Annotated in this window: 22 protein-coding genes, 2 tRNA genes and 2 rRNA genes; 12 read left to right on the forward strand and 14 right to left on the reverse strand. The window is 35.3% G+C overall.

The genetic code is table 11. The features are described 5' to 3' along the window. The first annotated feature begins 5 nt into the window (after positions 1-5). From BXU10_RS12935 to BXU10_RS25750, 7 genes are all read left to right on the forward strand, one after another. Positions 6-79 (forward strand) — tRNA-Ile (locus BXU10_RS12935). 142 nt (positions 80-221) lie between these two features. After that, positions 222-295 (forward strand) — tRNA-Ala (locus tag BXU10_RS12940). A 159-nt stretch (positions 296-454) separates the two neighbouring features. Further along, positions 455-3,335, forward strand: a 23S ribosomal RNA gene (locus BXU10_RS12945). 181 nt (positions 3,336-3,516) lie between these two features. Continuing rightward, a 5S ribosomal RNA gene (rrf, locus tag BXU10_RS12950) occupies positions 3,517-3,626 on the forward strand. A gap of 204 nt (positions 3,627-3,830) precedes the next feature. Next, a complete protein-coding gene (locus BXU10_RS24805) occupies positions 3,831-4,085 on the forward strand; it encodes an IS6 family transposase (RefSeq protein WP_189328088.1) in 255 nt (84 codons plus the stop codon). 23 nt (positions 4,086-4,108) lie between these two features. Beyond that, a protein-coding gene (locus BXU10_RS12965) for an IS3 family transposase (protein WP_223255388.1) occupies positions 4,109-5,283 on the forward strand; the annotation gives its coding sequence in 2 pieces (ribosomal slippage) (positions 4,109-4,364 and positions 4,364-5,283; 1,176 coding nt in all). 23 nt (positions 5,284-5,306) lie between these two features. After that, the gene (locus BXU10_RS25750) at positions 5,307-5,723 is read left to right on the forward strand and encodes a DDE-type integrase/transposase/recombinase (protein ID WP_078227667.1); all 417 of its coding nucleotides are present in this window, start codon (positions 5,307-5,309) and stop codon (positions 5,721-5,723) included. A gap of 12 nt (positions 5,724-5,735) precedes the next feature. Here the strand turns inward: BXU10_RS25750 and BXU10_RS12975 are convergent, their stop codons facing one another. The 4 genes from BXU10_RS12975 to BXU10_RS12990 form a co-directional block, all read right to left on the reverse strand. Further along, positions 5,736-6,395 (reverse strand): phage integrase SAM-like domain and Arm DNA-binding domain-containing protein, encoded by a 660-nt coding sequence (locus BXU10_RS12975; protein WP_078227668.1) that lies wholly within the window; start codon positions 6,393-6,395, stop codon positions 5,736-5,738. A 516-nt stretch (positions 6,396-6,911) separates the two neighbouring features. Further along, entirely contained in the window at positions 6,912-7,436 is a 525-nt protein-coding gene (locus BXU10_RS12980; protein WP_078227669.1) for a polyketide cyclase, read from the reverse strand. An 11-nt stretch (positions 7,437-7,447) separates the two neighbouring features. Beyond that, positions 7,448-8,296 (reverse strand): NAD(P)-dependent oxidoreductase, encoded by an 849-nt coding sequence (locus BXU10_RS12985; protein ID WP_223255435.1) that lies wholly within the window; start codon positions 8,294-8,296, stop codon positions 7,448-7,450. Between the two features lie 417 nt (positions 8,297-8,713). Continuing rightward, the gene (locus BXU10_RS12990; RefSeq protein WP_078227671.1) at positions 8,714-9,310 is read right to left on the reverse strand and encodes an NAD(P)H-dependent oxidoreductase; all 597 of its coding nucleotides are present in this window, start codon (positions 9,308-9,310) and stop codon (positions 8,714-8,716) included. A gap of 168 nt (positions 9,311-9,478) precedes the next feature. Here BXU10_RS12990 and BXU10_RS12995 point away from each other — a divergent pair, with 168 nt between their 5' ends. Then, positions 9,479-9,844 (forward strand): helix-turn-helix domain-containing protein, encoded by a 366-nt coding sequence (locus BXU10_RS12995; RefSeq protein WP_078227672.1) that lies wholly within the window; start codon positions 9,479-9,481, stop codon positions 9,842-9,844. A gap of 41 nt (positions 9,845-9,885) precedes the next feature. Here the strand turns inward: BXU10_RS12995 and BXU10_RS13000 are convergent, their stop codons facing one another. The 9 genes from BXU10_RS13000 to BXU10_RS13040 all read right to left on the reverse strand — a co-directional run bounded on the left by BXU10_RS13000 (position 9,886) and on the right by BXU10_RS13040 (position 18,806). After that, a complete protein-coding gene (locus BXU10_RS13000; protein WP_078227673.1) occupies positions 9,886-11,445 on the reverse strand; it encodes a subtype B tannase in 1,560 nt (519 codons plus the stop codon). Between the two features lie 10 nt (positions 11,446-11,455). Then, the gene (locus tag BXU10_RS13005) at positions 11,456-12,493 is read right to left on the reverse strand and encodes an L-dopachrome tautomerase-related protein (RefSeq protein WP_078227674.1); all 1,038 of its coding nucleotides are present in this window, start codon (positions 12,491-12,493) and stop codon (positions 11,456-11,458) included. Between the two features lie 5 nt (positions 12,494-12,498). Beyond that, positions 12,499-13,419, reverse strand: coding sequence for an esterase family protein (locus tag BXU10_RS13010; RefSeq protein WP_189328089.1), 921 nt, complete (start codon positions 13,417-13,419; stop codon positions 12,499-12,501). 68 nt (positions 13,420-13,487) lie between these two features. Continuing rightward, positions 13,488-13,781, reverse strand: coding sequence for a DUF3861 domain-containing protein (locus BXU10_RS13015; RefSeq protein WP_078227676.1), 294 nt, complete (start codon positions 13,779-13,781; stop codon positions 13,488-13,490). Positions 13,782-13,938: 157 nt separating this feature from the next. After that, positions 13,939-15,189 (reverse strand): dipeptidase, encoded by a 1,251-nt coding sequence (locus BXU10_RS13020; protein WP_078227677.1) that lies wholly within the window; start codon positions 15,187-15,189, stop codon positions 13,939-13,941. A gap of 186 nt (positions 15,190-15,375) precedes the next feature. Further along, on the reverse strand, positions 15,376-15,954 hold the full coding sequence (locus BXU10_RS13025) for a Crp/Fnr family transcriptional regulator (RefSeq protein ID WP_078227678.1): 579 nt from the start codon (positions 15,952-15,954) through the stop codon (positions 15,376-15,378). A gap of 18 nt (positions 15,955-15,972) precedes the next feature. Further along, positions 15,973-16,737: a LytTR family DNA-binding domain-containing protein gene (locus tag BXU10_RS13030; RefSeq protein ID WP_078227992.1), complete on the reverse strand. Its 765-nt coding sequence runs from the start codon at positions 16,735-16,737 to the stop codon at positions 15,973-15,975. Next, a complete protein-coding gene (locus BXU10_RS13035) occupies positions 16,737-17,828 on the reverse strand; it encodes a sensor histidine kinase (RefSeq protein ID WP_078227993.1) in 1,092 nt (363 codons plus the stop codon). The genes BXU10_RS13030 and BXU10_RS13035 overlap by 1 nt, the downstream gene beginning before the upstream one ends. A gap of 210 nt (positions 17,829-18,038) precedes the next feature. Then, positions 18,039-18,806, reverse strand: a complete 768-nt coding sequence (locus BXU10_RS13040) for a type 1 glutamine amidotransferase domain-containing protein (RefSeq protein ID WP_078227679.1) — start codon at positions 18,804-18,806, stop codon at positions 18,039-18,041. A gap of 96 nt (positions 18,807-18,902) precedes the next feature. On the opposite strand from BXU10_RS13040, the gene BXU10_RS25275 reads away from it, so the two are divergent. From BXU10_RS25275 to BXU10_RS13050, 3 genes are all read left to right on the forward strand, one after another. Further along, entirely contained in the window at positions 18,903-19,307 is a 405-nt protein-coding gene (locus BXU10_RS25275) for a LysR family transcriptional regulator (RefSeq protein WP_223255436.1), read from the forward strand. Further along, entirely contained in the window at positions 19,280-19,582 is a 303-nt protein-coding gene (locus BXU10_RS25280) for a hypothetical protein (protein ID WP_223255437.1), read from the forward strand. Before BXU10_RS25275 ends, BXU10_RS25280 begins: the two co-directional genes overlap by 28 nt. Positions 19,583-20,008: 426 nt before the next feature. Further along, on the forward strand, positions 20,009-20,686 hold the full coding sequence (locus tag BXU10_RS13050) for a hypothetical protein (RefSeq protein ID WP_078227680.1): 678 nt from the start codon (positions 20,009-20,011) through the stop codon (positions 20,684-20,686). Positions 20,687-21,234: 548 nt separating this feature from the next. On the opposite strand, the gene BXU10_RS13055 is transcribed toward BXU10_RS13050, so the two are convergent. Next, on the reverse strand, positions 21,235-22,254 hold the full coding sequence (locus tag BXU10_RS13055; protein ID WP_078227681.1) for a helix-turn-helix transcriptional regulator: 1,020 nt from the start codon (positions 22,252-22,254) through the stop codon (positions 21,235-21,237). Positions 22,255-22,391: 137 nt separating this feature from the next. Between BXU10_RS13055 and BXU10_RS13060 the strand changes: the two genes are divergently transcribed. After that, complete coding sequence (locus BXU10_RS13060; protein ID WP_078227682.1) at positions 22,392-24,782, forward strand: TonB-dependent receptor plug domain-containing protein; 2,391 nt, start codon at positions 22,392-22,394, stop codon at positions 24,780-24,782. Positions 24,783-24,815: the final 33 nt, after the last annotated feature.

A 24,815-nucleotide genomic window follows, 5' to 3' on the forward strand; every position in this document is an offset into this window, starting at 1 on the left:
AACAGAGTCTCGTAGCTCAGCTGGTTAGAGTACTACACTGATAATGTAGGGGTCGGCAGTTCGAGTCTGCCCGGGACTACTTTTTAAAATCAAATTGACAATTATTAATTGACAATTGATAATTAAAAAGACTGATTAGCTTAATTAAAAGGAAATTTTAGAGGTTGAGTAACCGTTTTAAGTACTGTTAACTGAAAACTGTTAACTGACAACTAAAAAATGGGGGATTAGCTCAGCTGGCTAGAGCGCCTGCCTTGCACGCAGGAGGTCAACGGTTCGACTCCGTTATTCTCCACGAAATAATTGACAATTATCAATTGATAATTATTAATTGTTAAAGTTCATTGACATATTGAGATAAGAAATAATAAAAAGTAGAAAGCGTTTTTTGTTATAGTAGAGATACAAACAACAAGAAACAAAAAAAAACGGTCATATTAATTTATGATTGGTACAATAAGCAAAATAAGGGCGTATGGGGGATGCCTAGGCTCTCAGAGGCGATGAAGGGCGTGATAAGCTGCGAAAAGCTACGGGGATCGGCACACACGAATTGATCCGTAGATACCCGAATGGGGCAACCCACTATGTTGAAGACATAGTACACCGATAGGTGGGCAAACCCGCTGAACTGAAACATCTAAGTAGGCGGAGGAGAAGAAAACAAAAGTGATTCCGTAAGTAGTGGCGAGCGAACGCGGATTAGCCCAAACCAATGTTGTTACGGCAATGTTGGGGTTGTAGGACCACGATATTTTATGTACACGGAACCGGAACTGACTGGAAAGTCGGGCCATAGAGGGTGATAGCCCCGTATGGGTAACAAGTATAATAGATAGTGGTATCCTGAGTAGGGCGGGGCACGTGAAACCCTGTCTGAATTTGGCGGGACCATCCGCTAAGGCTAAATACTCCTGAGAGACCGATAGTGAACCAGTACCGTGAGGGAAAGGTGAAAAGAACCGTGAATAACGGAGTGAAATAGATCCTGAAACCATACGCTTACAAGCGGTCGGAGCCCTTTCGTGGGGTGACGGCGTGCCTTTTGCATAATGAGCCTACGAGTTAACGTTGCTGGCAAGGTTAAGTGGTTAAGCCACGGATCCGTAGCGAAAGCGAGTCTGAATAGGGCGCTTTAGTCAGTAGTGTTAGACGCGAAACCGTGTGATCTACCCATGGGCAGGATGAAGCGCTGGTAACACAGTGTGGAGGTCCGAACCGGTTGACGTTGAAAAGTCTTCGGATGACCTGTGGGTAGGGGTGAAAGGCCAATCAAACTCGGAAATAGCTCGTACTCCCCGAAATGCATTTAGGTGCAGCGCTGGCGATAGTTATATAGAGGTAGAGCTACTGATTGGATGCGGGGGCTTCACCGCCTACCAATTCCTGACAAACTCCGAATGCTATATAATGTTTCCCAGCAGTGAGGGCTTGGGTGCTAAGGTCCAAGTCCGAGAGGGAAAGAACCCAGACCATCAGCTAAGGTCCCCAAATATATGTTAAGTTGAAAGAACGAGGTTTGTCTGCCCAGACAGCTAGGATGTTGGCTTGGAAGCAGCCATTCATTTAAAGAGTGCGTAACAGCTCACTAGTCGAGCGGACGAGCATGGATAATAATCGGGCATAAACATATTACCGAAGCTATGGATTTAGAGTTTACTCTAAGTGGTAGGGGAGCATTCCAGCAGGGTTGAAGGTGTATCGTAAGGTATGCTGGACTGGCTGGAAAAGAAAATGTAGGCATAAGTAACGATAATGCGGGCGAGAAACCCGCACACCGAAAAACTAAGGTTTCCACAGCTATGCTAATCAGCTGTGGGTTAGTCTGGTCCTAAGGCGAACCCGAAAGGGACAGTCGATGGCTAACGGGTTAATATTCCCGTACTACTGATTACTGTGATGGGGTGACGGAGTGATGAAAGCGCCGCGAACTGACGGAATAGTTCGTTGAAGTACCTACCTATAAGATCTGCAGGCAAATCCACAGATCTTGGGGAAATACGATAGTACTCGGAGTCTTCGGACAAAGAGATAGTGCGCCTAAGGGCTTCCAAGAAAAACCTCTAAACTTCAGGTAATTAGTACCAGTACCGTAAACCGACACAGGTAGTTGAGGAGAGAATCCTAAGGTGCTCGAGAGATTCATGGCTAAGGAATTAGGCAAAATAGACCCGTAACTTCGGGAGAAGGGTCGCCCCGAGCAATCGGGGCCGCAGTGAAGAGGTCCAGGCGACTGTTTATCAAAAACACAGGGCTCTGCAAAATCGTAAGATGAAGTATAGGGCCTGACACCTGCCCGGTGCTGGAAGGTTAAGAGGAGATGTTATCTTCGGAGAAGCATTGAATTGAAGCCCCAGTAAACGGCGGCCGTAACTATAACGGTCCTAAGGTAGCGAAATTCCTTGTCGGGTAAGTTCCGACCTGCACGAATGGTGTAACGATCTGGACACTGTCTCAGCCATGAGCTCGGTGAAATTGTAGTAACGGTGAAGATGCCGTTTACCCGCAGTGGGACGAAAAGACCCTGTGCACCTTTACTATAGCTTAGTATTGACCTTGGATAAATGATGTGTAGGATAGGTTGGAGACTATGAAGCGGCGTCGCCAGGCGTTGTGGAGTCATTGTTGAAATACAACCCTTTGTTTATCTGAGGCCTAACCCCGCTTTGTGGGGGACAGTGCTTGGTGGGTAGTTTGACTGGGGTGGTCGCCTCCAAAAGAGTAACGGAGGCTTCTAAAGGTTCCCTCAGTACGCTTGGTAACCGTGCGTAGAGTGCAATGGCATAAGGGAGCTTGACTGAGAGACATACAGGTCGATCAGGTACGAAAGTAGAGCATAGTGATCCGGTGGTTCCGCATGGAAGGGCCATCGCTCAAAGGATAAAAGGTACGCCGGGGATAACAGGCTGATCTCCCCCAAGAGCTCATATCGACGGGGGGTTTGGCACCTCGATGTCGGCTCGTCACATCCTGGGGCTGGAGAAGGTCCCAAGGGTTGGGCTGTTCGCCCATTAAAGTGGCACGCGAGCTGGGTTCAGAACGTCGTGAGACAGTTCGGTCTCTATCTACTGTGGGCGTTAGAAATTTGAGTGGATCTGATTCTAGTACGAGAGGACCGAATTGGACTAACCTCTAGTGTATCTGTTGTCCCGCCAGGGGCACCGCAGAGTAGCTACGTTGGGAAGGGATAAGCGCTGAAAGCATATAAGCGCGAAACCCACCACAAGATGAGATTTCTTTTAAGGATCGTGGAAGATGACCACGTTGATAGGCTATAGATGTAAAGGCAGTAATGTCATAGTCGAGTAGTACTAATAATCCGTAAGCTTATGTACACCCTTTTCCTCCGGGTCAACCCGGAGGAAGAAACTTTCTAAAAATAGTAAATAAAAATATTTTTCTTTATCTCAGTATGTTAAGATATTTGCCCGTCGCGGGCAGTCTTAAAGACGAAAGTCCAGAGTCGTAAAGTGAAAACTTTTGACTTTATGACCTTAGACTTTAGACTAACAACCTTAAGGTGGTTATTGCGGCGGGGCTCACCTCTTCCCATCCCGAACAGAGTAGTTAAGCCCGCCTGCGCAGATGGTACTGCAGTTATGTGGGAGAGTATGTCGTCGCCTTTCTTTTGAAAACCCTTCATCAAGCGATGAAGGTTTTTTTGTTTTTAAGCGCTATTAGGGTAGTAAGCTCAAGAAATATAAATTTCTCAGGCTTTTGCCATGAACAGGACTTGGGGTTGTGTCGCATCTAGCTACGTTTTAACTTTGCCTTTTTTAACTTGTTAACTCATGAATACGAAAGGTCATTGCTATCCGAAATCTATTATATTGCAGGCCGTATATTTTAAGCTTAGGTTTACATTAAGCTATCGGGATGTTGAAGAGATCATGAAAATGCGAGGAGTTCATGTTGATCATGCTACTATTCAGTGCTGGGTTTTTAAGTTTACACCTTTCATTGAGTCAGAGATGAAGAAGAGAAAAGGTAAAGTAGGTACAAGTTGGAGATTGGATGAAACCTATATCAAAGTAAAAGGTATTTGGTGTTATGGATGTGCTAACTTAGCGTGGAGTTCTAGTTAAGGACAAAATCTTAACTTTAGACCATGAAAGAAAATCGTAAAAATTACGACCGCATTTTCAAAGAGAAAGCAGTCCAATTAAGTTATGAAAGAGATAATATCTCTCTACTTGCCAAGGAACTTGGTATTACAGCTGCTTTGCTTTATAAATGGCGCCAAGATTATCAAGAATTTGGAACGGGAAGTTTTCCTGGAAAAGGCAATTTAAAACTAAGTCCCGAACAAGAAAAAATTCATGAACTTGAAAAAAAATTAAAAGAAGCAGAATTAGAACGTGATATCTTAAAAAAGGCAATAAGCATCTTTTCCAAGGGAGGTCGATGATTTATCTTTTCATAAAAGACCATGAAAAAATATATTCGATTGAAAAGATGTGCAAAGTTTTAGCAGTAAGCAACAGCAGTTACTATAAATGGAAAAAACAGATTGTTTCAGAAAGGCAAAAACGAGTGATTTTAATAAAAGAAGCAATAACTTCAATATATTTTAATACCAAACAGCGATATGGAAGTCCAAGAATTACTTTAGAACTTCAAAATATAGGATATCAAATATCTAGAATAACAGTCGCTAAATACATGAAGCAATTAGGTTTGTACAGTAAATTGAGTAAAAAATTTAAAGTAACAACCAATTCAAAACATAATCATTTTGTTGTTCCAAATATCTTAAAAAGAGAATTTACGGTGAAGGAACCATCTAAAGCTTGGGTTTCAGATATAACATATATTCAAACAAAGGACGGATTTTTGTATCTCACAATTATTTTGGATTTGTTCGACAGAAAAATAATTGGCTGGAGTCTAAGCAATGGTTTGAGTACTAAACAAACTACATTAACAGCTTGGAAAATGGCACTTAAAAATCGAAAAATTACAAATGAATTAATATTCCACTCCGACAGAGGAATTCAATATGCTAATAAAAGCTTTACTAATATGCTTGACTCTTTTAAAACTGTCACTAGAAGTATGAGCCGTAAAGGAGATTGCTGGGATAATGCTGTTGCAGAAAGTTTTTTCAAATCACTAAAAACAGAATTAATTTATGGGAATAAACTAATTACTAAAGAACAAATGGAACTTGAAATTTTTGAATACATCGAAATTTGGTACAATAAAAAAAGAAGGCACTCTGCTTTGAACTATAAAACTATTGAAGAATTTAATAAATTAACTAATTACAAAAATGTAGCTTAACTTTTTCTCTACTTTTTGTTTGCATATCCAGTTATTTATATAGAGCAGTAGATAAACTAGGCAATACAGTAGACTTTCTTTTGACCAGAAGAAGACAAAGAATGAGCGCTCAGTCTTTTCTAATTAAAGCAATTAGTAATAACTGCATACCAAGAGTAATAAACATTGATAAAAGCGGTTCTAATACCGCAGCGATCAAAGTCTATAACAAGCGTTCGTTCTCAAAGATTAAAATTCGGCAGTGTAAATATCTCAACAATATTATAGAACAGGACCATCGATTTATAAAATGGAGGATACAAAACGGGTTAGGCTTTAAAAGCTTTGAATCAGCAAGACGAACATTGAGTGGAATTGAAGTTGTGCATATGCTGAGAAAGAATCAGATAATTGGACATGGGACAACTATGTTTAAATCATTCTGTAAATTGGCGGGCTAACTTTTAAATTACTTAAATTCTTATATTTGATTCTGACAGATGCGACAGAACCTTTTTATCAAGCCAATCATTGGCCAGACATATCTTGATAATCTTATTGAAATTCTTAATGTATTTTACCGCTGTGTTATTAGCACAATTTCTAACACTTCGTAACCAGAATTCATAATCGGTTATAAAAGCATGGTCAATTTTCGTAATATCAATATCTGAAACCTTGTATTTCCATTGCATAAACTCAATGGTATGCTTCAAAGAAGTAGTGTAGCGTTCTAGTGTTCCTGGTGCGTATTCTTTTCCCACCAATTCTTTGATTTTGTTGTTGTGGTCTTGGAAAATAGGAACGAGCATTCTTTTGGTTTCTGATAAACCAAATAATTCATTCTTTAGATTTTCTGAATTAAGACTAATGTCTTTCTTGAAAAGTTTCTTCTCGGCTTCTAAAACTTGATTTTTTAAATAATCAAGATGACTATTGATTGTCCTAGCTTCTTCATTTGAACCCTTAGCTTTAGTACCTTCTGACGACCATTTATCAGGATTTATGTATTTGTTAGTGCTAAACTCAAATCGTTTGGCGTTGACGGTGACTCTAGTGTAAATTGGACAAACTCCTAAATTGTTGGCTTTTGCTCTCTTGATGTAAAAGAGAATGGATACTGTTGTGTTCATTGTTGGTGACCTTAAAGTTATTATTAAATTTATTTGATTTAATAACTACACACAAGATGTACATTTTTTGAATATGCTGTTGAACACCTTGATGCAGCGGTGTTTTTCATTGTGAGGAGTCACTTAATTTTTTATATTTTAGTGACACCTCGAAAGACACCTAAACTTTGAGATTTAATGAATAATTTGCTATAGCCCAAAAATAAAAAACCCACTAAATCGTTGAATTTAGTGGGTTTTGTTACCATTTGCCTTTCGGCTCGCGGAGAAAGAGGTTCCGCTGTTTTTATGTCAATCCCAGTAGATACAAGGGCTAAGTTACATTAATTAAAAAAGGGTCACCTATAGGGTCACTTAACTTCAGCGTATTAAATTATTACATTGTAAAGATAAGGAATATCGGTTTACGCTTGTAGTTTTAGATACTCGTTTTATTTTAATATATAAGTTCTTATATAAAAAAAGCTCGTACATTTAATTTTTTTACAGAATAATCTTAAAAAAAACTTTCTTTAATCAAAAAGTTAATTTCTGTTTTTTTGCATAGTCGACCAATCCTTCCAACCAGTCTTGATGCCCGTTAATCATCGGGTTAGGCTTTGACTTTGCTAATTCTTTTGCAGGATTTCCAATTTGAGTTTCTTGAGTTAAAATCCTCACTCGATCCCCTTCTAAATCTTCAATCAACCAAGCGTGAATTACATCCAATCTTGTTTCAGCATCTCCTTCGGCCCAACCATGCCATGCTAGTCTTGCGGCCTGTCCTTCTGCAGGAGGAACAAACTCAGTTACTTGTGCTTCAATCGGAAAACCAAACGTTTTGAATCGAAAACGTACATCAGCAGATAATACCTTATTTTCTTCTAGGATAAATTCAATATCCGATGAATTCTCATAATATTTTGGCCATTCAAAAGGATTTGCTAGTAAGGGCCAAATATCAGTAGTTTTCAAATCTTTAATAATAACTTCGTTAGAACAAAAGTTATCGGTTGTTCCTGGTAAATAGCCTTCTGGCCATTGAATTGAGTTTTGTTTCATTGGTATTAAATTTAATTGTTTTTAAGAAATTTTGCTATGCTTATTACATCTGTTTTGCCGTAGCCAGCTTTTTGAGCACTTATAAAGCTTTCTATCATCGGGTCAGTAAGTGGGAAGTCTACCCCGTTTTCTTTTGCTAATAAAATATCTTTTATCATCAAATTCAAAGCAAATTGTGTAGGGTATTCATCATTAATTAGTAAAGGAGTTTTTAGCTTGGTTGCACCACTACCTAAAGCACTTTCGTTTATAATTTCAAGAAAATCACTACGATCGATCCCTTTGTTCTCTGCAAAAAGTACAGTTTCAGCTAAACTTTGGTACATAAGTGCAACGTAATAATTGATTGCCAGTTTTGCAGCAATTCCTTTCCCATTTTTACCCAAATACTTCACAGTTTTCCCAAGTTTTTCCAAATAAGGTAAAGCGATTTGCAAAGCATTGTATTCTCCTCCTGCCATTATAATTAATGTTGCATCTGTTGCAGGTTTTGTACTACCAACAACAGGAGCATCAATAAATTTGGCATTTTGAAGATTGAGATTAGCTGCGGTTGTTTGTGATAATGTCTGCGAAATCTTACTCATATCAATAAATATTTTTCCACTGATATTTCCATGTAAAATAATTTCATCATATACAGATTTTACAGCTAAATCATCGCTTATCATTGTAAAAATAATATCAGAGTCACTAACTAGTTCAGTGATGTTTTTCGAAATAGATACATTGCTATTTTGAAATGCTTGTGTTTTCTCTATTGAACGATTGTATACTGATAATGTGTATCCTGCTTTTTCAAGATTTTTTGCCATTGGTGTACCCATTGTTCCTAATCCTATCCAGCCTAATTTTTTCATTGATATTGATATTGATATTGAAATTTGTACTTATTGTTATGATGATACTTTATTAGTCGCACCATTAATTATAGGTGATTACGGTTTTGTCTTGTTATCAATCGTGGATCTTTTGCAATAAACGCTTGTCAAGTTTCTTGTTTTTCGATGGTTCCTATACGTTCTTTTAACTTTCTTCTCGTTAAAAGGGGATTAAACGTATCATCTGATAATAATTTCTTCATTCTCTGTGAAGTACTTTTTACAGGAGACAATCTAGCTTAGGGAATAATTTGTTCTATCCTTAATTTTTTTGTCTTAAGTTGTAATTGCAAGCATTTTTTTCCTACCATTCTAATTATTTTGTTTTGTAAAAGTGTGGTTATACTTATCATGAATAGTACTTTCAATAATATGATTTTTTAACTATAATAACTATTATTGAAACAGTCGAATCAAATGTTGGTGATATTCATCAGATAAAGTTTTCAAACGAATGGAATCCATGTTTTTTTCAACATCGTGAAAATGAAAACTGGTGAGTGGCTCTAGACCGCAAAATGCATTCATTTTGTGAAACGGGAACAGCACACCATCGTCGACACTTCTTCCCTCAAAAAATTCATCTGTAAGGGAAAAGGCTGTTTCAGGTGCATTCCAAGTGGTAGTAACCATGTATTTTCTGCTATGAAGCAAGCCGCCTGTACCATAATTATGTTCATGATTCCCAGCTTTTCGCCCATCGCTGTAATATAGTTTTTTGTGTCCAGCCGTAAGTACACGGTCAAAATACTCTTTTAATGGAAAAGGAATATACATCCACCAGATTGGAAAATGATAAATAATTATATCAGCCCATAAAAAATTTTCCACCTCTTTAGAAACTTCATAGGAATCATAGGCATAAGTGACTCGTAAATCAAAACCGTTTTCAGGTATAAAAAATAGCTTATCCCAGTTAATAATAGTGGTATTAAGAGTTCCTCCTGAATGTGCAAACGGCATACTACCATCAATGATAAATATTTTTTTCATATATATACAATGTCATAATTAAATATTAACTATAAAAATTATAGTTGCAAAAGTAAATATAGTATTGTTACTTTGCAATAGCTATCATAATCGATAGTATGAGATAATGAATTCGCTATAGGCCAAAGCGATAACATTCTGACCAATTAATAATCAAATTTTACAATTATGAAGAAGGAATGCAGTAGCAATACCGTAGTATTGAAAGAAAAGGAATATCCTTGTACAGTAAGCTTAACTATGGATTTGATTGGAGGAAAATGGAAAGCAGTTATTCTTTACCATTTAATTCAAGGAAGCAAGCGTTTTAATGAGTTGCGCAAAGAAATACCTTCGGTTACTGAAATGACTTTAAGTTTACAACTCAAGCAGTTGGAAAATGACGGTTTGTTGAAGCGCACAGTGTATGGTGATAAACCACCAATTCGCGTAACTTATGAATTAACAGACATGGGAAAGTCAGTTATTCCTGTATTGAATGCCATTACAAATTGGGGAAATGAAGTGGTTTCTAGCTATGGAAGATTTGTTTAGAAAAAAACTCCGACACTTTTTCAAGTATCGGAGTTTAAAAATTATTTGCATATACCATCAATCCATTGAAATAATTCAATAAGGTCGTAATCTCCACTATGAGGCTTGCCCCAAGGAAGTTCAAGGTTAGTATTAATTCCATTATTTTGTAAAGCAGTTGCTAGTATAACAGAAATAGCTAAACTAGTGTCTTTGTCTTTGGCACCGTGTCTTATTCTCCAATGTTTGGCGTTTGTAGTGCTTTTGTTGCCAATATAGTTCATAGGATTCATCATTTTGATGATAATTTCATCTGCTTTTTGGATATTGGGGACAGAAGAATTTTGTATGCTATAATCAGTAAAATGTTTATTGTTAGTAGTAGCATCTCCAAAGACCATAGTTTCTGGAGAAGAAAGATCAAGGGCATCAAAAGCAGGTGGTGTTTTTTGTCGTTCCAAGTAGTTTAAATATCCTTCAAAATCAATTTGGGTTACTTTTTTGTCTACAATGTTTAAAAAAGTAAACGGAGACATATCGGTTCCCTCATTTAAAGCCTTTTGTGCGGAGTTGATCACGTAGCGTTTTACTAAATCTTTAAAATTACCGTTCCCATTTTCGTCTAATGAAAGCAAATTTCCACTACTATCTTTCAATTTTAAAGCGTTAAGGTAGGTCGGAAATTGAGATTTCAAATCGGTAGAAACTTTAATTTGTTGATCCGTTAAAGTTTGGGCAGCAGCATTGCCACCGCCAAAAGGGCCTCCTTTTTTATAGGTATTATAACCAAAAAATTGCCATTCGTAAGCCATATCGGCGTGGTCTAAATTGGTAATAGGACAATAGGCCGAAACAGCAAAAACATCATCTGTAGCTTCAGCAGCTCCAAGTGCTTTTAAATACGGCTCATAATCGGGATTGTTACCCGTGGCACCCAGTAAAGACGACATAGCCCCACCTGCACTAGTACCATTTGAAATAATTTTTTTAGCATCTCCAATCATTAGTTTGTCATTGAATTTCAAATAGCGAATGGCTGCTTTTAAATCTACTAATCCAGCAGGTGCTTTTCCATAAAAAATCCCCTTATCATCTTTATTGGTTCTACCTCTAGCTCCAGCGGAAGCCACCACGTACCCTTTTGCTAAAGCTTCTAGCACAGTCGATGGTTTATTGGGATCCATTCCCATTGGGGGCATTCCTTCAGGTTTTTTGTTCCCAGTAGCGGGTGGTACCTGACCATTGAGTGGAGGCATTCCACCCATTGGGGATTGCTTTACTGTTGCTGGTTTGGCTGGCATATATCCGCCGACTTTGTTTGGAAAAAAGAGGGGTGCTGTTGTTGCGGTATAACCGTTAATTTTTTTTCCTTCAAAATAGTCTTCTGGTATGTAAATGTTCATTTTTTGATAAGTGGTATCAACTGGATTTTTCACATAGACAATGTTCTCATACGCTCTAATAGTAAGTGTAGTACCATTAATGGTATAGGATTGTTTACTGAATTTTTTTGTATTGAACGTGAGATCAAATTTTTGTTGGGCTACTGCTGTGTTGGCTAGTCCTGAGAAAAACAGTAGCACTACTGTAAGTGCTTTGGGTGTTTTTGATAATAACATCATATTTTATTTTTTAATTTATTTTAATTTTTTGGATGGTAAATGCTATGTTGGAGATATCTCCTTTGGCTTGATGAATCTTGGAGTTGGTAAAGTATAAATAGTCACCAAAAACACTAAAAGTATCTGCCCAACCAACAGTTTTACCTTCTGCCAAAGTTTGAAGTTGTTTTTTAGAATTGAGGAATACTATTTTGTGTTTCTCTAAATCAGCTAGATACAAATTACCATTTGGAGCAAAGACCATTCCGTCAGGGGCAGGTGTTTTGGTGATTTTGGACACTTTTCTTTCAATTGCAGAGGAAGTTCCATCACACAAAATCGAAGAGGGAATAGCATACAATGTATAACCAGTAAGTGCGTGAAAATATAAAATTCCTTTTTTAGCATCAAAAGCGATACCGTCAGAATGAACAGGTTTTCCTCCCCAAATACTGCCATCAATCGTCAAATGGTTGGTTTCGGCTTTGGTAGAAAAATGATTATCGAGAACGCGACGACTGCTATTGCTGTTAAGATTGTATACAATCAATCCAGCTTCATTCGAGTCTGTAATGTATAGTGCTTGGTTTTTTTTGTCAATGCACAAATCATTGGTGTATGAGTTGGGTTTGTAACTACCATCGGAAAGTTTTAAAATCGTTTCTAATTGGTTGGTTTTTAAGTTGAAAACAAAAATACGCGGGGCATCTACTACGCCTTGCCACAACGGATTTCGTGTATCTAAAACATACAAACGATTTTCAAAAGCCACCACCGACTGCACCGCCACAAAAACCGAATCGGATACGGGTTCGTTAGGTTGCCATTGGTTCCATTTTTTATTGGGATAGGGTAATGCAGATCCATCGTTTTGTACTTCGACTACAGAGTTTACTACTGTTTTTCTCCATCTGGGAAAGTTAGCAAAAATTCTACCTTGCGTACTTACAGTTACCCCCGTTACTTGTTGTCCTTTAAATGAAGTTACGTGTTCAGGAATAGCCAATTTTTGAGCATTTATAGAACAAATTGCAATAAGAAATATAAACAAAAGGTTTCGTATGTTCATAGTGTTTATTTTTGGTTTTTAAAAGCATCAATCCAAAACTGTAACGGATATTCTGCTTTATTTTGATCGAAATCGGATGGAAGCATGTGTCCTAATCCTTCTAAAACGGTGTATTCGTTTTTAATTCCAAGGTTTGTTAAATAATCACTGAAATTTTTCGTAATTAGTTTTCCCTTGCTACTATACAACCAGTCTTCTTTTCCAACCAACAAACGAATTTTTACGTTTTGTTTGATTAATAGTGCATTTTCCTTAGCATATTTTTTAGGATGAACCGAATTAAAATACTCTTCTGATTTTTGAGCTTCTTTGCCAGTAGCTGGACCAAAAGTATTTTCTAGATATTGCGGATTATGCTCGTCTTTAAAATCAATCACAGCACCTGCCAGCGAAGAGGCAAAACCAAAGATATTTGGGTATTTGAATGCTAATCTTGTAGCGCCAAAACCGCCCATTGACCATCCCTCAATGCCACGACCTTGGTAGCTAGCAATGGTGCGATAGGTGGCATCAATATGGGGAATTAAATTTTGAATTAATACGTCTTCAATTGGGCCACTGATTACTCCTTGAGCTCCAACGTTGGCATTGCAATACCAGCCGATTGGCAAGGCTTGTACACTTATGATGATAACTGGTGGCATTTTGCCTGATGCTATGGCAGCATCCATTTTTTTTATAAACCATTCGCCATCACGTTGGCTGCCATTGCCTCCGTGAAAATAATAAATTACCGGATATTTTTTTGTGGTTGACGCATATTCCTTTGGTAAATATAGCATATAGCTTCCTTGCGTATTTGCTCCACGGGCTGGTGTGGGATAGGTTTCAAAACGGGCAATTGACGGAACTGTTTTGTTGGTAGCCACCCATGCCGTATCGGCTTCTACTCCTGGTGATCGTGATTGTGGATCAAATTTTCCCATAGGTGGTTGAGCGTTTATAGTGGAAACTATCATTAAAAGAAGAAGTGTAAATTTAATTTTTTTCATGATTATCTACTTTTTAACTTTTTCATAAAGGCGCCAAAAGCAGGCGCAAATTCCTCAAAAAGATCGTTATCACGGTTTTTGAGCATTACTTCACTAAAGAGTTTGAGTCCAAGGCTAAATTCGATACTGTCATTTGGATTTTTAAATAAGTTTTTGCTTTGTGCCATTTCTATGATTTTGTATAAATCGTCGTGGTTTTGAAAGTGGTGTTCAATAGGAGTTTTGTTTATAGGTTCGCCTTGAGGGTTAGACAGAGCTTCAAGAGTTAATTTGTATTTATATCCTTTTTTTTCCATGAGTTTGTGGTATTAAAATTTGTGTTTAAATAATTATTGGTATTGTTTGCAGTGTTGTGTGAGGGGATGGGATTGGCATCTTTTTGTGGAGCGAAAGCGAAGCAAAAGATACAACGTACAGCCCGACTCGAAGTTTTTCACTGAGGGACACGCCCTATTAATTTATTTTAGTGGCTTCGTCAAAAACACGGGCAAAATTACCACCTCCTATTTTGGCAATATCAGAATCTGAGAAACCTGTTTTGATTAAAGCATCGACCACTTCGAAGTAGAAACCTTGTTTTTGGTCTTTCCAAATCAGATTGGTTCGTTCACCAATGCGTTCACCATTAGGTTCTTTGGGTATATTGGGTGGAGTACTTTGAATGTTTTTTTCTGAATTTTTTCTCTCATTTGGTATATCCTCCTTTTTATCATCTAGTTTACCTTGCGATTGACTATTTGGGTTGAATGGTGGTCGGTAAGGCGAAGTAAGTTTGGTATCGGTACCAATACAAACATGGTCAATGCCTACCACATCCACCAAGGCACGAATGTTTTGAGCATATTCAAGAGATGAATCGGCCAGATGCGTCCAAGCACCTATAACTCCGCCTGCATTGGCTACTATCTTAGCTTGTACTTTGCTTATGAGTCTTGGTTGCATCATTTTTGCCATAGTTGCATTGGAACCCAATTGTGTGTCGAGCCCTGTATGAGAAATCATAATGGGTTTTGAAGACACTTTAAGGGCCGCATTGATAGTGTCATTACTGCAATGGGTTAGGTCGATGAGAATTCCAAGGCGATTGCATTCTTGTATTACTTTAGCACCAAAATCTGTTAATCCTCCCCATTTGGGAGGGTTAGTATAAATATCTCCCAAGGGAACCGACGCATCGTTGTCATGCAATAATCCTAAATGGCGCAAACCACGGTCATAGGCAATTTGAAGACGTTCTATTTTTCCTTCTAAAAAATGACCTCCTTCAACAGATTGAATGACGATAGGTTGCTTTTTTTGATAGGCTTGCTCTAGGGCTGAATAATCCAAAGCTCGCTTTATGTTATTGTTCTCGAGTAGTTTGTCCATTGCTCCAATACCATTTAGAAAACGACTATAGGCTTGACCTTCTTCAGTAAGACGTTGATAATCTACTGCAAAAGTCATAACTATAGCCGAGAGCCCTGAGACTTTCATATACTCTGTAAATGCGTTGTTCATTTCAGGCGATGTAGTACCATCTAAAGGGACATCGATGTGGTTGTGGGTATCGATACCCATAGTTTGACCAGCACGTTTCATTATTCTCGGAGATGTTATGGTATCCCACGAACCAAGTAATGGATTCAACAGAAGAAGCGTACCTGTTCCTGTTAGAATATTGATAAATTTTCTTCTGGACCAATGTTGATTGTTATTCTCCATTTTATACTATGTGCTTTATATTAAATAATTTATCTTTTTTATAGTTCGACACATAGCGTGTTGAAACCTTTGTAAAATTCATAATAATCGATAATATAAAAGTTGACTTAGGTCAATAAGGCAGTTTTTTAGGATGGAATTAACGTTAGATTATAACTTTAATTGAGATATAGTTGATAATTTTTTTTACTGAGGATCCAATTTTGCCTTTAGTCTGCTGAGGGTCTCTTGAGATACGTTAATATACGAAGAGACTATTTTTCTGGGTAATCGACTCACAATTTTAGGATTGATTTTGAGTAATTCATGGTAGCGCTCAACAGCATCCAAAGTTGTAATTGACATCACTCGATTAGCATTACTTACATAAGCCTTCTCCAGATAGTTGATATAAAATTTTCGCCAATTGGGTACAATCTCCAATAAATGATTGAAATCATTATGGGTGATATAAAGTATTTCAGAGTTTTCAAGTGCTTGAATGTATTCAGTTGATGGCGACTTAGTAATGTAAGCAATTAAAGCCGTCGCAAATTGACCCTCAAAGGCAATATATCGTGTAACTTCTTTTCCTTCTAGGTTTTCGAAAAAGATTCGTAAACAACCTTTTATCACGAAATAAGTATGTTGACTTATTTGTCCAGGTGTAATGAGTAGTTCGTTTTTATTCTTTCTTAATGGTTTGAAAAAAGACATAATAATGCTTAAATCTTCATCAGAAACTTCTATTGTTTTTTTAATATAGTTTGAAAGTTGATCGTACATACAAAAATCTTATTTTTTTTAAAAATCCATCCAAGTTTTTAACGATGAGGCTTTTTCTCGGCTCACTACAATTTCTACATTGGGATTGTTTTTTATCTCCAATTTCATCTTTCCGTTAAAGTAATTATGAAGATGCTTTACAGAGTCGATATGTACAATATATTGCCTATTGGCTCTAAAAAAGGTTTTTGGATCTAATTGTTTTTCTAATTCTTCTAGAGTTTGCGGAATAGTTTCGGTAGCTCCATTATTTAAAACGGCATAATTAATACCTAATTCTGTAAAAAAATATAAAATATCTTCTACAAGAATCGTTTTGAAGCCATCACGATGCGGTAGCAAGAAACGAGAGCGATATTCTTTAGGTTGAATATAATTTAGTAACCCACCAATAGCAGTATTGATGTAGGGAATAGACTCAATAAAAGTTTCATATCGATTTAATGATGTCTCTAATTCTTCTTCTTCTATGGGTTTTAACAAATAATCGATGCTATTATATTTAAATGCTTTGACTGCATATTCATCAAAAGCCGTAGTAAAGATTACAGGACATTTAATCTCAATTTGACTAAATATTTCAAAGCTTAATCCGTCAGCTAAACGCACGTCCATCATAATTAAATCTGGAGTATCGTTTTTTGACAACCAACTCACCGTATCTACAATACTTTCTTCAATAGAAACAATTTTAGATTGAGGTCTTAATTTTTTCAACAACCTTTTCAGTCTATCTGCATTAGGCTTTTCGTCTTCTACAATAAGAATGTTATTTAGTTTCATCATAATAAGGGGATTTTTACGGTATAACTTTGGTCTGTAATTTCAATTTTAGGTTCTAATTCGCTCAAGAGTTTATATCGGTTTATGATATTGTTTAATCCTATTCCTGATGATATATTTTTATTTACCAGAGGAATAATATCATTACTTACAACTAGTTCATTTAAACTAGAATTAAAAATTTCAATGTGTAAAGGACGATTTTTAGCAGTTTGATTATGTTTGATAGCATTTTCTACGAGAAATTGTAGCGCTAATGAAGGTACTTTTTTCTCTAAAATCGTCTTATCAACTTGAATAGAAAATTGTACACCGCTTCCAATTCTTTTTTGAATAAGGTAAATATAAGATTGCAAAAATTTCAATTCTTCCTCTAATGTGATGACATCTTTCTTGGAATTGATAAGCATATAGCGATATACTTTAGCAAAATTTTCAGTAAATTCATATCCTTGTTGCTGATCTTCTAAAATTAATTCTGATAAAACACTTAGGTTATTAAAAATAAAATGAGGATCTATTTGCAACTTTAACGCCTGAAGTTCGGCTTCCATAGCGGCTTGTTTGTGTTCCGAAGCCTCTAACTTTAACTGAGTAGCTTCTGTTGTAGCTTCTGACCAGTTTTTTAAAAGATAATTACCCGTATTGATTCCACTAATAATAAGTGAAATGATAATATTGGTCGCTATACAATGTCCTAATTCAATATATTCTTCTACAGAAGTGGTACAACTAATTTTATAGAAAATTATATAAATAATAATAACCAAAATTATGCTAACAATAATCTGAAAAAATGTTTGAAAAAAAAGTCTCTTCTGCGGTTTACTGTGCCAAGGTAATCTTTTGTTTAAACTTCTATCAATAGCTAAACTGATTTCAGAAATGGTAATACTAAATAATAAAACAGAAATAATATCATAAAATACAAATGATAAAGATTTAGTCAAATAATCTTTCCAAATTGGACTATCAGGAGTTGAAATATAGTATACCAGATAGAAAACAATGAAGGCTATAAACCAAATAAAAAACCTTGTTTTTGATGGTGATAATAAATCTTTATTTATTTTTTTTAAATTTTCAATCATATCTTTTTTTTTGCAGCGATGTACAAGCTTGTATGGAAACATCATAATTTACAAAATTAAAACTAAATCTTAACTATCCTTATTATATGTAAACGAAGTGTCAAAATTTGACTTTGAATATGATTTTTAGCTGCTTAAAATGAAAAACGGAACAACAATGCTATTATTCCGTTTTATTTCATTCATTATGAATAATCAATTAATCAAAAATTACTTTTTCAACACTATCAATAATTTTTCTGCAACAAGTTTAGAAGATGCCGGATTTTGGCCTGTTATTAATAGACCATCTTCTACAGCATATGGTGTCCAATTATCTAATTTACTATATATTGCACCTTCTTTTTGCAAAACATCTTCTAATAAGAAAGGAACAACATTGGTTAATTTTACTGCTTCTTCTTCAGTATTTGAAAAACCAGTTAATTTTTTACCCTTCACCAAATATTCACCATTTACTTTAACATCTTTCAATACACCGGGTGCGTGACAAACAAATGCTACTGGCTTATTGTTTTTATAAAAATCTGCAATCAGAGCTTGTGAATTTTTATCTTCAGCTAAATCCCACAATGGTCCGTGACCTCCAGGGTAAAACACAGCATCATAATCGGATTGTTTCACGTTTACTAATTTTAAGGTTTTGCTTAATTTCAATTTAAGAGCAGCATCATTATCAAAACGTTTAGTGTCTTCTGTTGCAAAATTAGGATCTGTACTTCTTGGGTCTAATGGTGGTTGTCCACCTTTTGGAGTTACAATAGTAACTTCAATACCTTGATCTGTTAAAGCATAATACGGTGCTGCAAATTCTTCTGACCAAAATCCTGTTTTCTCACCAGTGTTTCCTAATTTATCATGGCTGGTTACTACAAAAAGTACTTTCTTTTTTGTATTGGTAGATTTTTTTTGTTGCGCATTGGCATTAAAACCAAATGTTGTCATTGCTATGGATAGCACTACTACTAATTTTTTCATATTGTATTGTTTTAAATATTATTGAGGCAAATTTAAAGCGAATATGTTATTTGTAAAAATAATACAAACTATCTTTGTTATAAATTAATTTATATCATGGTAAATATTGAATGGTACAGAACATTAAAAAGTGTTTATAAAAACGGCAATTTTTCTTTAGCTGCTAAAGAACTTTTTATTAGTCAACCAGCCGTAAGCCAAAAGATAGCAATGCTTGAAGCTCACGTTGGATATTCCTTGTTTAACCGAAAATCAAAAGGAGTTGAGCCAACAGAATATGCTAAATTGTTGAATAATTTAATCATAGAAGCTTTAGATCGTTTAGAAAATGTTGAAAACGGATTCAGAGAAAAAGCTTTTCAATCGAACAAGTTAATTTCAGTTGGGATCTCTAAACACTATTTTTCGAGTATCGGTAAGGATCTTATTAAGAAGTTTGATTTTACTTTTGCAGAAATGATGAATTATTTAAGTTGGTTGATGACAAAAAAAATGATTTAGCCATTGTCACAAAAAAATATGAAACTTTTGATACCCTACAAGTTCTTATTGGTAATTGTAAACTTGTTATAGTAAGCAGTTATGATCTTGACTTAGGGGCATTTAAAAAAGCAATAGCAGCTAACGATATGATTAACGCAGAAAAATGGTTAAATAACCAAAAATGCTATAATCACGATGCCCAAATGCCCCACATAAAAATATTTTGGTTATATGCATTTGACAAAAAAAGACCTTCTGTGATATCAAATTATATTATTCCAAATGAAAATTAAAAGCTAAATTCTATTATGGAAAACTTAGGCGTTCCAATCGTTTGGAACATTAGTGCACTACTATACTTGTAAAACAATCAACTACAATTAGTTTTGGATAGTGTCAAAATGCCAATTCAAGAAATGTATTTATTAGCACGAAAAAACAATTCGTTTAATTCCGTTTTAAAAGATATTAAAGAGGAATTAGTTTCCATTTTTGAGTAATCAAATACGTTTCAATGCCGTATTTTGTAGTTTCAAGTTTGTATTTATACGGCTTACAAACATTTATAAACTATTCGTTTAAGTGACAGTGTAATTTTGCAACATTAAAACTTTATACTTGAAAGATTTTTAGAACTTTCAAATATTCTAGAAAAAACTAAAAATAAAACAAGATGGAACTTCAATTTTAAAATTACTCTATCTTAAAATTAATTTATTATGATACCAGAAAAAAAAATAAAAGCATTAGTAATTGGGCACACAGGTGCAACAGGAAGCGCTCTTGTGTCAATTTTAGAAAAAATGCCAGAATGCGAATCGATAATTGCTATTGGTAGACGCGAAAACAAAACTTTTAACAACTCTTCAAAAGTAGTTCAATATGTATTGCCTAATATGCTTGATATTGAAAACTTTGACAGGAGTTTACTTCAAGGCGTAAATGCCAGTTTTTGTTGTATAGGAACCACATTCAATGATGTTTTTAAAAGTAGTAAAGCTGATGAATATCTAGCAGTTGATTTTGGTATAGCAACAGGGTTTGCGAAGTTGGCAAAATCTGGGGATAGTGATTTTTTTGGAATCATCACTGGTGACAAGTCTGACTCTAATAGCAAAATGAGGATGACTAGAGTAAAAGGTCAAACAGAAGACGTTGTAAACGCACTAGGATTTAACAGAGTGGCAATTTTGCGACCTGGTTTATTGAATAGAGGAAACGGACGTAGAGGCTGGATGGAACAAATTGCGACTGTAGGAGGAATTTTTGGAACCCCGGTAGCTGATATTGCAAGAGCAATGATTTGGAATGCCTTGACTCAAAATGAAGAAAAAAAGACTTACAAGTCAATAGACATAAAAAAATCTATTAATGATTTTAAAAATCAATTTAAATAAAAAGATTGGACACTATCCTAAAAAGTGCGTAAGTTTAAAAATAACGGTGTTTGACTTTTTAATTAAAGTTGAACCCTTTTTTCAAATATACTTAAGAACTGATTGAGTATTAATCCCCAACTATGGATATTGGCATTGTCCATTTTTTGGTAGTTTCTCTTAAAGCCAAATATACAGCTGAAGTACATGGAATTAATCTGGCGATGGAAGTTGTTCTAGAGAATATTCTGTCTATATACAAAATGTCAGATGAACAGAAAATATCAACCTGACAGGATATTCTCAACAAAGGTGAAACAGAAATTCATACTCCTAATTTATCGGTTGCAAAAGCTGCCTTATAAAGGAAATGCCAGAACTGTCTGTGATTAATTTAATTGGCGAACTGGTAAGAATGAAATCTGAATTATCGAGAAACCTTTAAACAGTCGATGTAGTTTGATTTATGTTTTATTTTAAAACACTTAGTACTTAATTTTTTACGATAAAAGTTATCAAATCCAGAAAAAATTCAGCTCAAAAATATTAAAAAATGCACTTGTTAGAAATTAAATTACTTTAGTTTTGCTACCATTAAACATATCGGTGAGAGCAATTTGTTTTGGTGTTACTCCAAAATATTTACGAAATGAAGCTATAAAATGTGATACACTTTTATAACCTAATACCGACGATACTTCATTAACAGAAATTTGATCTAGAAGCATTTTACATGCCTTTTCCATTCGTAATTGTGTAATATAACCGTGAATAGTACAATTATAGAGTTCCTTAAAACCAGTTTTAAGCTTGAATTCATTGAGCAAAACAATTCTGGAGAGCTGTTTTATTGTTGGCGTTTCATCGTAATGTTTTTCCAAGTACACTTTTACGGCTTCCAGTTTTTCTACTTCTTCAGATTTTATTGCATTTGGTAAAATGGCTTCTGCTCTAAAAATATGAGCCATTAAAAATAGTTCTTTGAGTTTTGAAATGAGATAGTAATTTCCCATTGAACCTTCATATGCATTTTCGGCAATTTCATTTAATATCTCTACAATTCCATAATTCATGGAAACTTTCACAACATCAAAATCTACATAACGATGGTTATTAACTTCATTGAAAAAAAAGTCGTTTTTGGACCATTTTTCATTTTCTAACAACTCCAGATAAAATTTTTTAGACAAAAATATTCTGGTATAATAGAGCTTTTCATCAACAGCTGACATTTCCATTTCTACATCGTGTTCGTTGAAATGAGCAAATTGCAGCGTGCCTGGATTTATGTTTAAATAATCATTAAAACCTTTTTTTAAAACCCTAAAACTACCACTGGCTAATAAAGAAATATGAATGTAATCGCCCTTTACAACGATAATATCAGTACATTTTTGTGCCACTTCATAATTGCATCTCAAAATACAAAAGCCATCCGTATAATACGCAAAGTATTTACCGTCGAGTAGTTTATAATTAATTATTTCAGATTTTTTTTTAGTTAAAACAGGAACTTCAGAATAACTATCCAACAGATCAATATCGACTACAGTTTGGTTGGCTTCTTTCAATTTTACATTTATAAACATAATCCCATTTCCGTTATTTTTAATACTGATTTCATTATTCTAATCTTACCTGGTTAAGGTACTTTTGCGGCAAATTTATTTATAATTAATCTAATTAAGAATAGTTTTTTGAATAAAAAATTTTCATACAATTTAAAATGAGCAAGAAATACTTATCAATAATCTTTTTTATTTTTTTGATTACCAATGCATTTTCTCAAAAAGGAGCAACTAAAATTTATGGTAAAATTATAACTAAAGAAATGCCAGTTTCTGGAATTATAGTTTATCTGGAAGGAACGTCTTTTACTACAGAAACGACGCTTGATGGCTCTTTTAGTATGAATGTTCCAGCGGGAACTTACACACTGGTTTGCAATGCCAGTGACTATAATCCAAAAACTGTAAAAATTGTAGTAAAGGAAAATTCGCCTGAAAAAATAAATATTAAGCTAATTCCGAAAGATGCCTTGAATCTTGAAGAAGTAAAAATAAAAAGCAAATCAGCGATACAAGAAGTTAAAGAATCTCCTTTTAATGTAGTGGCACTGGATGCAAAATCAAAATACAACTCTACGCTGGATTTAGGTCACTTACTGGCAAAAGCCTCAGGAGTTAAAATTCGGGAAGCAGGCAGTGTAGGAGGTGATATGAATATTACACTTAATGGTTTTACCGGTCGAAATATAAAAATTTTCATGGACGGTGTGCCCATGCAGGGAAACAGTTCTTCGTTTCAGTTGAATAATATTCCGGTTTCATTGGCAGAGCATATCGAAGTATATAAAGGGGTGGTTCCCGTAGAATTTGGTGGTGATGCCATAGGCGGAGCAATTAATATAGTGACCAATCGTACTACTAATAGTTTTTTGGATGCTTCTTATTCATACGGTTCATTTAACACTCATAGGTCAAATATTATTTTAGGACACACCACTCCAAAAGGTCTCTCTTTTCAGCTAAATGCATATCAAACCTACTCTGATAACGATTATAAAATAAAAAGCAGGTTGATTACCAATGGTCAATATTCGAGAGAAACGTATGAGCTTAAACGCTTTCATGGAGCCTACCACAATGAAACAGTAGTGGCTAAAATAGGTGTGGTAAACAAATTATGGGCAGATCGCTTTTTTATAGGTGCAACCTTAAGCCAGGATCATCAGGAAGTGCAAAATGCTCCGGCAAATATTGAATTTGTATATGGTGAAGTCGAAACCAGTAGAAAAGGGATTCAACCTAACCTGGAATATTACAAAAGAAACCTCTTGTTTAAAGGATTAACCGCGAGAATATCTGCTAACTACAATATAAATAGTAATAAAAGTATTGATACGTCAAGTTATAAATACAATTGGCTTGGCGAAAAAACTATGGCGGTGAGTAAAGGGGAACGAGGGACTTCTGCTTTATCGGAGTTCGATAATTCTAATTATTCCGCAATGGCGAATTTGAGTTATGATATTACTCCATCACACTCGATCACTATTAACGATGTTCAAACGGGTTCAAAGCGATTTTCCACTTCTACGGCACCAGAAGAGCTTGTGACCGAGTTTGAGAAATTACGCCGTTTGAGTTATAAAAATGTTTTAGGGATTTCATACCGTTTCCGCCAGAGCCAAAAATGGAATGTCAATGTTTTTGGGAAAAATTATTATCAAAAAGTTATTGGCCCTTATAATAGTGCTGATGAATCTCATCCAGACTGGCAGGAGAGAAGCGAAAATTATAATACGATGGGCTACGGAATAGCTTCAACATATTTTTGGAAATTTTTCCAATTTAAAGCTTCTATGGAACGTGCCTATAGATTACCATCAGATAACGAACTGTTTGGTGATGAAAATGCTGAAGTGGGAAATGCCTCTCTGATAGCCGAAAATTCAATGAATTACAATTTAGGCTTTACCATAAATAAAGAATTCCAAAATTCGGATGCCTTCTATTTTGATGTAAATGGTTATTTGAGAAATACAGATGATTTTATTAAAAGAGAGATTTTAGTACGTACAGGAACACTGACGTCTGTCAATTTTGGAAGCACACGCAATCTGGGTGCGGATGTAGAAGCCCGATACTATTTTAGGAATAAAGCCATGATTGGCGGAACGTTTACAATGATGCATCTTTACGATAATGAAGAATTTAGAGGATCGGAAGGGACAGTATTAAATAGTCATTACAAAGATCGTATGCCCAATATACCGTATCAGTTTGGTAGTCTTGATGCTGCTTATTACATCCATAATATTGGGAAAAAAGAATCTGGAAATGTATTAAATCTGGATTACAATCTCAATTATGTAGGTCAGTTTTATCTGAATTGGGAAAGTTTAGGAAGTTCAACTAACAAATATGATTTACCAACACAATTGTCTCATGATTTTAGTGCTACCTACATTATGAAAGGTGGAAAATATAATTTCTCTTTCGAAGTAAAAAACATAACCAACGAAGAGTTAGCCGACAATTTTGGAATGTTAAAACCGGGTCGTGCATTTTACGGAAAAATCAGGGTTTATTTTATGCAAAGAAGAAAACTTTAAAACAAACAATAATAAATTAAAATTTTAATATTA

It is taken from the genome of Flavobacterium sp. LM4, assembly GCF_002017935.1.
In the GTDB taxonomy this organism is placed as follows: domain Bacteria; phylum Bacteroidota; class Bacteroidia; order Flavobacteriales; family Flavobacteriaceae; genus Flavobacterium; species Flavobacterium chungangense.